This is a genomic window from Zoogloea sp. (genome assembly GCF_041904905.1).
Lineage (GTDB): Bacteria > Pseudomonadota > Gammaproteobacteria > Burkholderiales > Rhodocyclaceae > Zoogloea.
Genome location: NZ_JAYRMI010000007.1, coordinates 64162 through 77485 on the forward strand (window position 1 = coordinate 64162; position 13324 = coordinate 77485).

At 64.7% G+C, this 13324-nt stretch carries 9 protein-coding genes; 2 read left to right on the top strand and 7 right to left on the bottom strand.

The window, feature by feature from the left end; all coding sequences use genetic code 11:
• Nucleotides 1-94 precede the first annotated feature (94 nt).
• Together ACE3N6_RS03640 and ACE3N6_RS03645 are read left to right on the top strand one after the other, a co-directional pair.
• The gene (locus tag ACE3N6_RS03640; RefSeq protein ID WP_374243814.1) at nt 95-1255 is read left to right on the top strand and encodes an FIST N-terminal domain-containing protein; all 1161 of its coding nucleotides are present in this window, start codon (nt 95-97) and stop codon (nt 1253-1255) included.
• Nucleotides 1248-3434, top strand: coding sequence for a PAS domain S-box protein (locus tag ACE3N6_RS03645; RefSeq protein ID WP_374243815.1), 2187 nt, complete (start codon nt 1248-1250; stop codon nt 3432-3434). The genes ACE3N6_RS03640 and ACE3N6_RS03645 overlap by 8 nt, the downstream gene beginning before the upstream one ends.
• A gap of 71 nt (nt 3435-3505) precedes the next feature.
• Here the strand turns inward: ACE3N6_RS03645 and ACE3N6_RS03650 are convergent, their stop codons facing one another.
• The 7 genes from ACE3N6_RS03650 to ACE3N6_RS03680 form a co-directional block, all read right to left on the bottom strand.
• Nucleotides 3506-3646, bottom strand: coding sequence for a DUF3149 domain-containing protein (locus ACE3N6_RS03650; RefSeq protein WP_374243816.1), 141 nt, complete (start codon nt 3644-3646; stop codon nt 3506-3508).
• Nucleotides 3647-3847: 201 nt separating this feature from the next.
• Nucleotides 3848-5287, bottom strand: coding sequence for a cytochrome c oxidase accessory protein CcoG (gene ccoG, locus ACE3N6_RS03655; RefSeq protein WP_374243817.1), 1440 nt, complete (start codon nt 5285-5287; stop codon nt 3848-3850).
• A gap of 568 nt (nt 5288-5855) precedes the next feature.
• Nucleotides 5856-6365 (bottom strand): hypothetical protein, encoded by a 510-nt coding sequence (locus tag ACE3N6_RS03660; RefSeq protein WP_374243818.1) that lies wholly within the window; start codon nt 6363-6365, stop codon nt 5856-5858.
• Nucleotides 6362-7219, bottom strand: a complete 858-nt coding sequence (locus tag ACE3N6_RS03665; RefSeq protein ID WP_374243819.1) for an N-acetylmuramidase family protein — start codon at nt 7217-7219, stop codon at nt 6362-6364. Before ACE3N6_RS03665 ends, ACE3N6_RS03660 begins: the two co-directional genes overlap by 4 nt.
• A gap of 232 nt (nt 7220-7451) precedes the next feature.
• Nucleotides 7452-7730 (bottom strand): hypothetical protein, encoded by a 279-nt coding sequence (locus ACE3N6_RS03670; protein WP_374243820.1) that lies wholly within the window; start codon nt 7728-7730, stop codon nt 7452-7454.
• A 15-nt stretch (nt 7731-7745) separates the two neighbouring features.
• Entirely contained in the window at nt 7746-11810 is a 4065-nt protein-coding gene (locus ACE3N6_RS03675; RefSeq protein WP_374243821.1) for an RHS repeat-associated core domain-containing protein, read from the bottom strand.
• Nucleotides 11807-13321 (bottom strand): hypothetical protein, encoded by a 1515-nt coding sequence (locus ACE3N6_RS03680; protein ID WP_374243822.1) that lies wholly within the window; start codon nt 13319-13321, stop codon nt 11807-11809. The genes ACE3N6_RS03675 and ACE3N6_RS03680 overlap by 4 nt, the downstream gene beginning before the upstream one ends.
• Between the last annotated feature and the right edge of the window lie 3 nt (nt 13322-13324).

Sequence of the window (13324 nt, forward strand, 5' to 3'; positions counted from 1 at the left end):
CCCCGCGGCGTGCGTCCGGCATTCATCTTTCGACCGGCGGCGCCGTAGATGAGGGGGCAGGCCTCCGGGGGGAGGCCCCCTTCGAGGAATCGGGATGAGCGATGTTTGCCGCATCCGCCGGGCCCATACCCGGGTGGCGGATGCCCGCGCGGCGGTGCGCGCGTTTCACGCCGGGGTGGCCCAGGACGACATGGCGCTGGTGGTGTTCTTCTGCGCCAGCAGCTACGACCTGGACGCGCTGGCCGACGAGATGCGGCGCTGCTTTGGCGATGTGCCGGTGGTGGGCTGCACGTCGGCCGGCGAGATCGGCCCGGCCGGCTATCTGGACCGCAGTCTGGCCGGCGCGAGCTTTGGCGCCCGGGATTTCACCGCGGCGACGGGCGGCCTCGCCGGACTGCAGAGCTTCGAGGCCCCCGCGGGTCAGGCCCTCGCCCGCACGCTGCAGGGCCGGCTCGACCGGGCCACCGGCCACGGCGCCACGGCCAGCCGCTTCGCGCTGCTGCTGATCGACGGGCTGTCGGTGCGCGAGGAGCCGGTCACCCGCGCGATCCAGAGCGCCCTGGGGGTGACGCCCCTGGTGGGCGGCTCGGCGGCCGACGGCACCGACTTCGGCCAGACCCTGGTGTACTTCGACGGGCGCTTCCACACCGACGCCGCGGTACTCGCCCTGGTGGCCACGCCGCTGCCCTTCCGGGCCTTCGACACCCACCACTTCGGCCCCACCGACGAGCGTCTGGTGGTGACCGCCGCCGACCCGACCCGGCGGACGGTGCGCGAGATCAACGGCCTGCCCGCCGCCCAGGAGTACGCCCGCATCCTGGGCGTGCCGGCGGATGGACTCACCCCCGAGCACTTCGCCGGCTCGCCGGTGGTGGTGACGATCGGCGGAGCCAGCTACGTGCGCTCCATCCAGAAGGCCAACCCGGACGGCAGCCTGACCTTCTTCTGCGCCATCGAGAATGGCCTGATCCTGCGGGTGGGCCGCAGCCTCGATCTGTACGACAACCTGCAGCGCACCCTGGCCCGGGTGCGCGGCGAGATCGGCCCGCCGCAGCTGGTGCTCGGCTGCGACTGCGTGCTGCGTCGGGTGGAGATCCTGCAGCGCGCCGACCTGCCGGAGATCGTCGCGACGCTGCAGGCGAACAACATGGTGGGCTTCAACACCTACGGCGAGCAGTTCCGCGGGGCGCACCTGAACCAGACGCTCGCGGCCATCGCCATCGGCGCGCCCGGCGGGGAGGTGGAACGTGGCTGACCCCAGCGCCGAGATCGCCGCCCTGAAGGCGGAGAACGTCCGGCTGCAGAAGATCGTCGATGCGCTCATCGAGAACGCCGAACGCAACAGCGGCCTCCAGCACTCCGACTTCAGCCTGTTCCAGACCGCGATCATGCTGGAGGACCAGGTGAACCTGCGCACCGCCGAACTGCAGGCCGCGCTGCGCGACAACGAACGCATGACCGAGGCGCTGCGCGCGTCGGAGGAGCGCTTCCGCAGCCTCGCCAACCAGTCGATGATCGGCATCCTCACCGTCGAGGACGGCCGGATCGGCTACACCAACGCGCGCCTCGACGCGATCTTCGGCTACGCCCCCGGCGCGCTGATCGGCCGCCCGCCCGCCGATCTGGTGATCGACGAAGACCGCGCGCCGGTGACCGAGGCCATGGCCCGCCAGCTCCGCGGCGAGACCGACGGCCGGAGCCAGATGGCCCGCGGCCGGCGCCAGGACGGCAGCACCCTCTACGTGGAGGTGTTCGGCAGCGTGATGACCACCGGCACGCGGCGCTCGCTGATCGGCCTCGTCCAGGACGTGAGCGACCGGGTGCGCGACAGCCGGCAGATCGAGCAGCTGATGCGCGAACAGCAGGCCATCCTGAACAGCAACATCGTCGGCTTCGTGAAGCTCAAGGGGCGCCGCTTCGTGTGGGCCAACGAGGCCTTCGCCCGGATGCTCGGCTACCCCGAAGCCGAACTCCTGGGCCGCTCCACCCGCCTCATCCACCCCGACCGCGCCACCTACGACCGCTTCGCCCTGGACGCCGCCGCCACCCTGCAACGCGGCCAGACCTGCCGCCTCGAGCTGCAGCTCGCCCGCAAGGACGGCAGCCTGGGCTGGTACCGGCTGGACGGCGAACTGCTCCAGCCCGGCAGCGACGAATCCATCTGGGCCTGCTTCGACGTGACCGAGCGCAAGGCCATGCTCGACGAGCTGGCCGGGCACCGCCACCACCTGGAAGAGCTGGTCTTCAACCGCACCGCCGAACTGGCCGCCGCCCGCGATGCCGCCGAAGCCGCCAGCCGCGCCAAAAGCATGTTCCTGGCCAACATGAGCCACGAGCTGCGCACCCCCCTCAACGGCATCATGGGCATGACCAACCTGGCCCTGCGCCGCAGCACCGACCCCGCCCTCACCGACCACCTGGGCAAGACCCTCCAGTCGGCGCGGCAGCTGCTGGGCATCGTCGACGACGTGCTCGACATCGCCCGCATCGAGGCCGACACCCTCACCCTGGCCGAAGCGCCCTTCTCCCTGCGCGGCGTGCTCGGCGACACCCTCGGCAACCACGAAGCCGACGCCCGCCGCAAAGGGCTGGCGCTTGAGCAGCGCATCCCGCCCGCCCTGCCCGACGCCCTGGTCGGCGACGCCCGCCGCCTGGGCCAGATCGTGCGCAACCTGGTGGATAACGCGATCAAGTTCTCCGAGCGCGGCACCGTTCGCATCCACGCCGAGCTGGCCGAAGAAGACGGCTACAGCCTGCTGCTGCGCATCGAAGTGCACGACCAAGGCATCGGCGTGGCCCCCGCGCTGCAGGCCCGCCTGTTCCAGCCCTTCGTGCAGGCCGACGGCTCGACCACCCGCCGCTTCGGTGGCACCGGGCTCGGGCTCATCATGGTCAAGCGCCTCGCCCGGCTGATGGGCGGCGACGCCGGCATGCACAGCGAACCCGGGCACGGCAGCACCTTCTGGCTGACCGCCCGCCTCCGCCGCGCCGGGCTCGACCCGGCCCCCGCCGCCCCCATCGCCAGCGACGCCGACCCCCTCGCCGCGCTGCAGCAGGATTTCGGCGGGCTGCGGGTGCTGATCGTCGACGACGACCCGCTCAACCAGGATTTCGCCTGCTTCGCGCTGGAAGACGCCGGGATGACCTTCGACCTGGCCGACAGCGCCGACCGGGCCCTCCACCTCGCCGCCATGACGCGCTACGGGCTGGTGCTGCTGGCGCTCGATCTGGGCCCGGCGGACGGCGCCGGGATCGCCCGCGCCCTGCGCACCCTGCCCGGCATGGCGCGGGTGCCCATCCTGGCGATGAGCAGCGGCCCCGCCAACCGCCAGCAGCGACGCTGCCGCGAGGCCGGCCTCGCCGGGCCGGTGGCCAAGCCCGTCACCCCCGACACCCTGGGCCGGCACATCCTCGACTGCCTGCGCCGCGGCTGACCGCCGCCCGGCCGGAAAAATGAAAAAGGCCACCGCGCAGGTGGCCTTGCGAGGCAGCGGATCGCGCCGCCCTAGCCGTGGGACCGTTGTTCGTCCTCGGCCATGTGCCGTTTGGCAAAGCGATACAGGTAGCCGCCCATCACGAGGATGAAGCCAATCGTGAACAAACTCAGCAGGCCGATGTCGGTGCTGAACAATTCTTTCCAGGCCATGGTGCCCTCCCTTTCGATCAATGAAGTTGGATTCGCCGAAACCGTCCGAATCGCCATCTCTGCGGGGGGAGTGCATTGCCCCTGCGGTCATCGCCTGCCGGCGCCCTCTTCGTGCCGCGCTGCCCATTGCGCAGAAGAGGGCCCGGGGACCGGGGCTATTTTTTCCGGGGGGCCGGGCCGCCCCCCTGGTGAAATCCTTGCTTAACGCGGCAGCAGGAACGCCGTCTTCTCACGGACCGCCACGCTCGGGTCGTCCATCGCCTTGACCTCGATGAAGACGGTGTTGGAGCCCGGCTTGCCCGACTCCGGCGGCACCGCAACCTCGACGGTGACCGCCTTGAGACCGGCCGCGTCCACCTCGAAGGGCTTGTCCGGCGTGATCCGCGCACCGTCCAGGCCGCTCACCGTCAGCACGAAGCTGCGGGGCTTCTCGGTCATGTTCATCACGTGGAGGTTGTAGACGTTGGCGATCATGCCATCGTCCACCTCGCGGCTGAGGGTCGAGCGATCCTTGATGACATCCACCCGCAGCGTCGAGCGCGTCGCCAGACCGTAGGCGAAGGCCACGCAGATCGCCACCAGCACCCCGGCGTAGATCATGATCCGCGGACGCATCACGTGACCGAGGATCTCCTTCTTGCCCCAATGGCGCTTCATGGCGTTCTCGGTGGTGTAGCGGATCAGCCCCTTGGGGTAATCCATCTTCTCCATCACCTGATCGCAGGCATCGATACAGGCGGCACAGCCGATGCACTCGTACTGCAGGCCGTTGCGGATGTCGATGCCGGTCGGGCAGACCTGCACGCAGAGCCCGCAATCGACGCAGTCGCCCTTGTTCAGCGTCTTCGGATCGACCCCCTTCTTGCGCGTGCCGCGCGGCTCGCCGCGTTCGGGGTCGTAGGTGATGATCAGGGTATCCGGGTCGAACATCACGCCCTGGAAGCGGGCGTACGGGCACATGTACTTGCACACCTGCTCGCGCATCACGCCGGCAAACAGGTAGGTGAAGCCGCCGTAGAAGAAGATCCAGAACAGCTCCCACGGGCCGAAGCTGAAGGTCAGCGCCTCTTGCACCAGCTCCTTGATCGGGGTGAAGTAGCCCACCAGGGTGAAGCCCGTCCACAACGACAGCGCGCCCCAGGCCCCGAACTTGGCCGCCTTGATGCCGAACTTGCGGGCACTCATCGGCGCCTGATCGAGCTTCATGCGCTGGCTGCGGTTACCCTCGATCTTCTCCTCGATCCACATGAAGATCTCGGTGTAGACCGTCTGCGGGCAGGCGTAGCCACACCACAGCCGCCCCGCCACCGCGGTGAAGAAGAATAGCGAGTAAGCACTGATGATGAGCAGGATCGCCAGGAAGAACACGTCCTGCGGCCAGAACACCCAGCCAAAGATGTAGAACTTGCGCTCGACCACATCCAGCAACACCGCCTGCCGGCCGTTCCAGGGCAGCCAGCACAGGCCGTAGAAGATCAACTGGGTGGCCCACACGAGGATCCACCGCCAGGTCGCAAAGCGACCCGTCACCGCACGCGGGTAGACCTTCTGCCGAACCGCATACAGGGTGTCCTCCATCTCGCCCCCGGCCTTGGCCGGTGCGTCAGGCTTCTTTTTGGCTACGTTGTCTGGCTGATTCATGATGGCAATGCAAAAATTTTTTGGTTGTCTGACTCGAAAACACCCTGAGCCGAGCCCGGGATGAAACACCGGCGTCGTTCAGTCCGCGACCCCAGCCGCCCGATATAACGGCACGACACGGCTCCGCCACAACCGGACACGGGCACCGGCTCTCGATGCGCACCCTGCGATCCCGCCGTGGCGGACTATCGACGATCCTGAATCAACATTCGTGCCAGGCGGCAGCAACAACACGTTTCCTTCCGGATCAGTGACTTGCCCAAGGCAACCCGACCCTGCCACCGCCACGCACCGACGATGGCAGCACACTGGCAGAAAATATGGCACAACCTGGCAGACTTCGGAGCCGCCCAAAGCGACCCGACGTGCTTACCCTCAGGCAACCACCGGCAAACGCTAAAGCAGGCATTACGACGCACACCCCGCTTCGCGTCAACCGCCTTTTGGGTCAAGGCGGCCATGGCTGGCGTGCCCAGTGCAGAAAACGGAGCGGTTGCCGGCCGCCACCTCAGATACGTTTCGGGCTGAGCTGCTTGGGTTCATGACATAAAGATGCAATTGCCCTGTGTCAGCGCTGCTCGGCGGGCGCTGGACAAGACCCAAGGTTCAGCGCACTGTCCTGATCGCAGGGAAGCAATCCTTCAAGTTCGGCCAAGCGGCTTCTGATGCCTCCACGGCACTTGAACTCTCTCTCCCCGCCCGAATCGCTGGCGACGCGGACCCCCGCCGTGCGGCTACCCCTCTCGTTGTAATCGAACACGGCGTAGTCGAAGCCCCCGTTCCGAAAGAGTACCTCTATTCTGTCGACACCCGCCCGAAAATAATGGGCGTAGCGAAAGACATGACGACCGCCATCGGCGCCAGGAAAAGCGAGTTCGATGTGTCCTACTCTACCGAAGCGGTACTGGATCTTATCGTTCCCGCCTCCACACAGCGCGACCCAGCGGCCAAGACTTGTCTGGCAGGAAAAATAGATATCTTCCCGTTCGGCGCACAGGCCGCCGGATGCTTGCGGCGGCGCGGCGGCCACAGAGCCGCTGATCAGGCCCGCACATAAAAGGGTGATGAGCTGCTTCATGGTAGATGGGAACCCGCTGTATTCTGGGCCGCCAGGGCGACATAGCGCCGATGAGCATCCCGCAGCTTTGTGTCGTATGCGTTCTTCAGATAGCCCGGCCCGTTATAGGCTTTCGCAAAGCGCGCCCAGTCGTGCTCGCGTAGTGCGGACAGCATGGTCTTGTTGCTCATTACGAAATGGGTGAAAGCCTTCAGATGCTGGGATTCCGACTGGCTCATCGCCAGTACGAACGCCTCAACCGAGGTAAAGCCGGCCGCCTTGAAATTGTCACCCATGATCTGAAAACGGCCCCATGACGCAGAACGTAACGCTGCCTCAGGCGCAAGCCGATAGGCTTCTTCCAGCTTTGCATATTGGGCCGAGAATTTTCCGTAGCCGCCTTGCTTGGCGCTCGAAATACCTGGATGCTCAACGTCATACTTGGCAGCCGTATAACGGTGAAAATAGTGGCGCTCGAAAAGTATCCGTGGTCGTCCAGACTCGTCGAATGCGTGACCGCTGGTCTCGACTTCGGCGATTGCCTGGATGGCAGCGACATCCACTTTGAGCTGGTCGGCAGCTGCGGCGTAATCGGCTGCACTCAGCCCCCTTTCGGGGTTGCGACACTCACGGAACAGGAACTCCAGATCGATGGCATGCGGCGGGCGGCGCTGCTGCCAGGAAACCGGAATCGGATAGTTGTCCGAACTGGCGCAAATGCTGCCGGGGTGGGGCGTGCTGCAGCGGGGGAGCGTACCGTCGTCAACGGACCAAGGGTGGCGTGTCCCGCACAGCGGGCCAGGAATGCGGAAATTTGCCATCTGTATTCTTTTTTTGAGTGGAAAGCGGCACGCGATATTCGGCGGGACCAGCATATTTTGTGCGAAAAATTCAACATTTTTGTAAGCGTCCAGCGAACGCCCCCTTGACCTGAATGCGGATACTCAGACGGTAGCGTTTTCACTCGGCCAGCAATGCGGCTCGGTCAAGAGGGGATTGCAGAGGACTTACACAAAAGCGTCATCAACGCCTCTTCCCACGAGGGCTCCTCACTTGTTAAACATGTGGCCGAAAGTCTTCTGAGAGCTTTCCCTTTGCGGCAACTCATCACTGCGGGAAAGCGTCGTTTTCGGCGTAGTACAAAAGAATTCTTAGTGCCTCTTCTGAATCGCCCCCCCCGTCCGCGACCTGTGATCGGATGTCCGCAATCAATGGCGCCTCAAGAAAATACTCCAGCTGGGCATCTTGAAGAATGCGCGGCACAGTGTCCCCAGGCGCGAAGCTAACCACTTTGGCTTCTGCCTCCATCGACCAAGGTCTCGTTGCGAAAACGACATCGTCTTCGTCAAGCTCTCCCGAATTCAGAAGAATTTCTCGTAATTTCATAGCTAGACTCATTAATCAATAGTCTCGTCCCCAGATGGAGAACCCGCCTTTACCTCCTGGGTGAAGCAAGCGCTGTTGTACGCTACCCCAAGAATGCTGGCTTCTCGGAACCAGCTGCATAATCCCCGGTCGATCTGGGACATGGTGCCAAGTCCAGTTTGCGGGACTTGTTCTTCGATCAGTCGGAACAGCGATGCCCAGGTTCTTTGCTATGCGGGCGAAGGAGGTATCACTCTTAATCGCTGACTCAAGTACGGAGTTGGCAGCCTTAAAGTGTTCCGGTCTCGTACCCAATCCAAGCTTCGGAATCGCGGTCTCAAAAGCGACCGAGTAGAACGATGCTCCCTTTGCCGCTTTATCAGCCCCGCACTTCCTACTCAACCCCAGCGGATCCACCCACCCCAGCGCACTTGGCGCGAAGTTGTAGACATTCGCCCCCGCCACCAGCCCTAGCGGGTCCTGGGAGATGAAGGCGCCGATCTGAGGCGCGTAGTAGCGGTGTCGATTGTAGTGGAGCCCGGTCTCGCCGTCTTCATACTGCCCCTGCAATCGGATCGGGTTGTCCACCTGATTGATCGACCGCTGCGCGATGGCACCCCAGGCTTGGTGATGCGCGGCCCACTGGATTTGGCCGGCACTGTCGATCAGACGGATCGGACAGCCGTTGGGGTCATTAAGGTAGTGAAGGGCCGGGACATTGGCGCCGCGGAGTAAGGCCAGCGGTTCGAAGGTGTTCGGGCGATAGACGAATTCCCGTGCTGCGCCGCGGGTTGCGTCGAGGGCGAGGGCGTCGCCGTCCCAACCAAAGGTGGTGCGCACGCCGGCGGTTTCTTTCCATAGGCGCCGGCCCAGCGGGTCGTAGGCGTAGCGGGTGGTGAGGCGTTGGCCGTCGGTGCCGCTGCGGTGGCTGGCGATCAGGCGCTGATTGGCGTCCCAGTCGAGTTCGAGCAGGCCCTCGGCGTCTTGCCGGTGGGTGAGGTTGCCGGCGCGGTTGAAGCGGTAGCGGGTGCCTTCGTGTTCGCCGCTGCGTTGCCAGTCAGCGTCGTTGCCGGCTTGGCTTGCGGCGACGCGGGTGGTAAGGCGGTCGCCGGCCGGGTCGTTGAGGAAACGTTGGATGCGCCCCTGAGGGTCGGTGTGGGCCAGGATGCGGCCCATGGGGTCATAGAGGTAGGTGTCGACGCCAAAGCCGCTGTCCTCCCGGCGCGTAAGGTTGCCGGTGGAGTCGTAGTGGTAGTCGGTGGCAAACAGGGTGTGCTCGCCCGTGCGGGTGTGCTGGCGGGTGAGCAGGCCGTCGGCGTTGTAGCGGAAATCCCGAACCAGGGTGGGGGTGATCGCTTCCTGGCTGAGCCGGCCAAGGGCATCGCGGTGATGGTGGATGGGCGCGGCACCGTCCAGCCGGGTTTCGATGCATTGATCGAGCAGGTCGTAGGCAAAGTCCACCCGGTGCGCGGCAGAGGCGGGCTGGGGGCCGCTGCCGGCAAAGCGGGTTTGGCGCTGGACGCGGTTGCCGGCGGCATCGTAGGTGTTGTCGATGGCGAAACATTCGCCCGTTGCGTGTTGCTGGGTTTCTTGAAGGAGCTGCCCGACGGCGTCAAAAATCCGTTCGACCTGGACGTGGGCGTTGCCCGTGGCGACGAGGTTGCCGTTGGCGTCGTAGTCAAAGGTTTCAACCCAGGCGGGGCTAGCTTCGGCTTGACCGGGTTGGGGCAGCACCTTTTTGACGATGCGCCCGAGTGGGTCGGTGAGGTAGTCGATGCGCTGGCCGAGGGGGTCGAGGGTGGCCTTGAGGTGGCCGCTGGGGCCGTAGGCGTAGCGATTGCGCTGCCCCCAGTAGTCGATCTCTTCGACGACCCGGCCCAGGGCGTCGCGCCTGAGCTGGTATAGCTCGCCCCGCTGGTTGCGTACGCCCACGAGGCGTTCTTCGGTGTCGTAGAGGTAATCGACCCGGTGGCCGTCCGGCTGGATGCGGCGAGCGAGTTCGCCTTGGCCAAAGTATTCGAGACGGGTGACGGCGCCGTTTTCGTCCTGGTAGGCGGTAAGGTTGTCTTCGGCGTCGTAGGCGCATTGGATACGGGCGCCGGACGGGAGCTGGACGGCGGTGAGTCGGCCTTTGGGGTCGTACTGGTAGTGCGTGCGCTGGCCGGCGGGGTCGGCATGGCCGATTAGTTGCCCGAGGGTGTCGAAGGCGTAATGGGTGGCATGGCCGAGGGCGTTCTCAACGCGGGTCAGATGGCCGTGGCTATCGTAGTTGAGGGCGGTACGCGCACCGCGGGGGTTGAGGTGGGTGACGAGCTGCCCGAGCGCGTCGTATTCGTAGCGGCTAACGTGGCCGAGGGGCGTGGTCTGGCTGATTAGTTGACCGCGGGTATTCCAGTCTTGCAGCCAGGCGGCGCCGTTGGGGTCGACGATCCGGGTGGGCTTGTTGGCGGCGTTGAACTCGGTGGCCAGCTGGGTGCCATCGGGGCGTAGCACCTGGAGCAGGTTGCCGCTGTCGTCGTAGTGGTATTCGCTGCGGCGCCCCGCGGGATCGACGACCGCACAGGTACGACCACGGTCGTCGTACTCGAAGATGGTGGTGCCACCCAAGGGGTCAAGCTCGTTGATCGGCAGGCCGTTTTCGTCGAGCTTGACGACCGAGACGTGACCGAGGGAGTCGGTGATGCGCCGCTCTCGCACTGGGTCAAGGTACTCGAAGCGGTAGTCGTAGAGGCCGCCGTCACCCCAGGCGTGATCGACCCGCCAATCGCCATCGGGCGCTTGTTGATAGTGGTAATGGAATGAGAGGCCGTTGCGGTCGGTGTGGCGCACCATTCGATGCGCTTCGTAGGCGAAGGCATACGGCTTGCCCAGGGGGTCGATGACGGCGGAGAGATTACCGACGGCGTCGTACTCGTAGCGGACGAAGCAATGGCGGGTGTCGGTGTCGTCGCGCGCCATCGTCACTTCGCGCAAGCGGCCACCCTGGCACGTCAGTTCGAGGCGGCGGCCACCCGGCAAGACGATGGCCGTCGGCATGCCATCGCTGCGTTCAAACCGCATGATGTTGCCGGCGAGGTCGCCGATCCGTTCGAGGGGAAGCTCGTGGATGCCATCGGCGCGGATGAGTCGGGCGGCCTTGGCAAAGCTGTAGATCAAGTCGTCCTTGGTACGCACCGCCAGATGGCTGCCGCTGTCGGCCAATCGGGCGCCGTCCATCAACTCCAGTTCGGCTCCAGCCTCGCCAAATGCGCGGGGCAGCCGCTCAAAATAGAGAGGCCCGACCCCTGCATGGAACATGGCCACCGTGCCAGTAACCGGGTCGATCTCTAGCCGGCCGTCCACTGGCGTCTCCCAGCCCGCGCCGCAGACGCCTTCGCGCCGTTTGTTGGAGGAGTAAGCCCTCAGCCATGTGAGCGGAAGCCGCCCGGGAACGGTGAAATCCTCCTGCTCCACCGACACCGCCCCAGTCAGAATATCCACCGGCTCGGCGCGCAGGATCACGCATTTCAAAAATCCAGACGGCAGGTGGCCCCACTTGGCCTTGCGCCAATTCTTGAAGCGATCCAGCAAAGCGCCCACCAAGGGCGCCGCTTTCTTGGCCAGCGCGCCGAATGCCTTTATCGCACCTTTGGTCATCAGGCCGGACATGCTGATCGTTGGCGGCCCGCCGATCAGCACGGTGGCCGGAATCGCCAGGTTGAAATCAGTCGGCAGCAAGCAGGCTTTTTTCGGCTTGCTCTTGACCCGCCCTGGACTGAACATCCCCACCACTTGGCACCCCAGCGTCGGATGGGCGATATGCGAGAAGGGCTCGCCATCCACGAGAACTGTCGAACTGCCCATGAACAGCTCGTCGTCTTTCTCGGGCGGCTTGGCAAACGGACAGGGCGGGATATGCACGACAATGCCCGCGGTGCCAGCGTTTGCACGCTTCATGCCCATTACGGTGGTCGTTGCGCCGATGAAGGGTAGGTAATCGAAGGGGTCGAAAACGAAGGCGATGTGCATCGTAGGCAGCGGCACCGGCGTACCGGGCGGAACGATGCACAGGTGAATGTCGATACCGAGCTGCGGGTCGCCGTGTTTGGCGGCGGGCATCATGATGGAGACTCCACCGGAGGCGGCGCGGGAATGGCGACCGATCCAATCAACGGCCAGTCGGCGCCAAGTAGGCCGCGCGCGTGGGCGAAAGCGCGCTGAAACGCGGGGTCGGTTTTGGCGAGCAGATGAGCCAGCCCATGCTCCACGTCGTCGTTGGCGCGCCGATCATCGGCCGCCCAATCGTCCTCGATGCGTTGAGCCGTCTGGCTGTCGATGTGCGGGCCAGCTGCTAACGCGTGCGCTTCGGCTTGCGATTCATGCGAGGCCAAGACCTGATCCAGCTCGGCCTTGTGCCGCGTAATGGCGTCGGCAGACGTGGAATCGAGGGCGCGCAGGTAGTCCATCGCGGCAACCGGGAGGGTCGTCATGCCTCGCACTTCGGGCCTGAGTTGGGCACCACAGGCAAGCGCCTGCTGAGAGTAGGCGAGCGCAGCCTCCCGGTCGCCGTTCCGCCCATGGCAGAAAGCCGCCATGCGTAAGGCCTCAATGGCGAGGATCAGATTCTGGTCGGCCCTGGCACTTGCCGCGGCCTGCCGGTAGCAATCAGCCGCGGCTCTATCGTCGCCCGCCGCCAGCAAAGCCCCCGCCTCACCAAACCATGTTTGCAGGATGAGCTTGTGCCCGGCCGGGTGCCCCGCGGCATGCACCTGTTCGGCCAGCTGACGGCTGGCCCGGTAGATTGCTACGGCTTCGTCAAAGCGCGCGGCCTTCACAAGCGCACCGCCCACCAGCAGCCGCACGACGATTTCTTGATCCGTCCACTTTTGCTGCTGGACAAAGGCCAGCGCATCCCGTGCTTTGGATTTAACCTGATCGACGGAGCCTTTCTCGACCAACGCGATCAGTGCAGTCAATTGATTACGGAAGACCCCGGCTAGCCCGGCAACAGGCTCTTGGGCGAAGGTTTCTTGCGCCACGTCGAAACTGTCGAGCTGCAGTTCGCGCAAGGCAATGCGTTCGCCCTTCTCATCCGAAACGCAAGCGAGGAGCGGTGCGTCCGTGGCATCAATTACCACCAGTCGCAGACGCTCGGCAAAATTTGCGTTGGCGGCTCGGCGTAACCAGCTTACAAATGCGGGCTTATCTGCTCCACTTACGGGCTGGAGCACCGCCGCAAATACACCAATACGCTTTGCGTAGTGGCTAGCGAACGAACCTAAGGCCGCGACAAGGCCTTCAGGAGAGTCCGGGAAGTCGGCAGGACTAAATGCCCAATCGGTTGCTTCACCTTGATGGCTCAAGTCTTCAAGGCTGGCAGCGTATTGTTCGGCAAACGCCGATTTTAGATCCCGGGAATACTGGATGCCGTGTCCAAATGGCACATCGAATACGACGAAAAAATCACCTGTCGCGTATGCAGTCGGATGTTTCTGGCTCTCAAAAAAGGCGGCCATGAGCTGTGCCGCACTGGCTGGGGACTGCCACACCAGCAGCGGCTTACCTGACTCGTTACGGTAGGCAAGCCAATCACGGCCGATATACGCCAGCCTCTTTTCGACCGGGTTAAGCATTGG

Coding starts and splice junctions, on each gene's coding strand:
- ACE3N6_RS03640 (WP_374243814.1), top strand. CDS start 95: ATGAGCGATGTTTGCCGCATCCGCCGGGCCCATACCCGGGTGGCGGAT.
- ACE3N6_RS03670 (WP_374243820.1), bottom strand. CDS start 7,730: ATGAAATTACGAGAAATTCTTCTGAATTCGGGAGAGCTTGACGAAGAC.
- ACE3N6_RS03675 (WP_374243821.1), bottom strand. CDS start 11,810: ATGATGCCCGCCGCCAAACACGGCGACCCGCAGCTCGGTATCGACATT.
- ACE3N6_RS03665 (WP_374243819.1), bottom strand. CDS start 7,219: ATGCTGGTCCCGCCGAATATCGCGTGCCGCTTTCCACTCAAAAAAAGA.
- ccoG (WP_374243817.1), bottom strand. CDS start 5,287: ATGAATCAGCCAGACAACGTAGCCAAAAAGAAGCCTGACGCACCGGCC.
- ACE3N6_RS03680 (WP_374243822.1), bottom strand. CDS start 13,321: ATGCTTAACCCGGTCGAAAAGAGGCTGGCGTATATCGGCCGTGATTGG.
- ACE3N6_RS03660 (WP_374243818.1), bottom strand. CDS start 6,365: ATGAAGCAGCTCATCACCCTTTTATGTGCGGGCCTGATCAGCGGCTCT.
- ACE3N6_RS03650 (WP_374243816.1), bottom strand. CDS start 3,646: ATGGCCTGGAAAGAATTGTTCAGCACCGACATCGGCCTGCTGAGTTTG.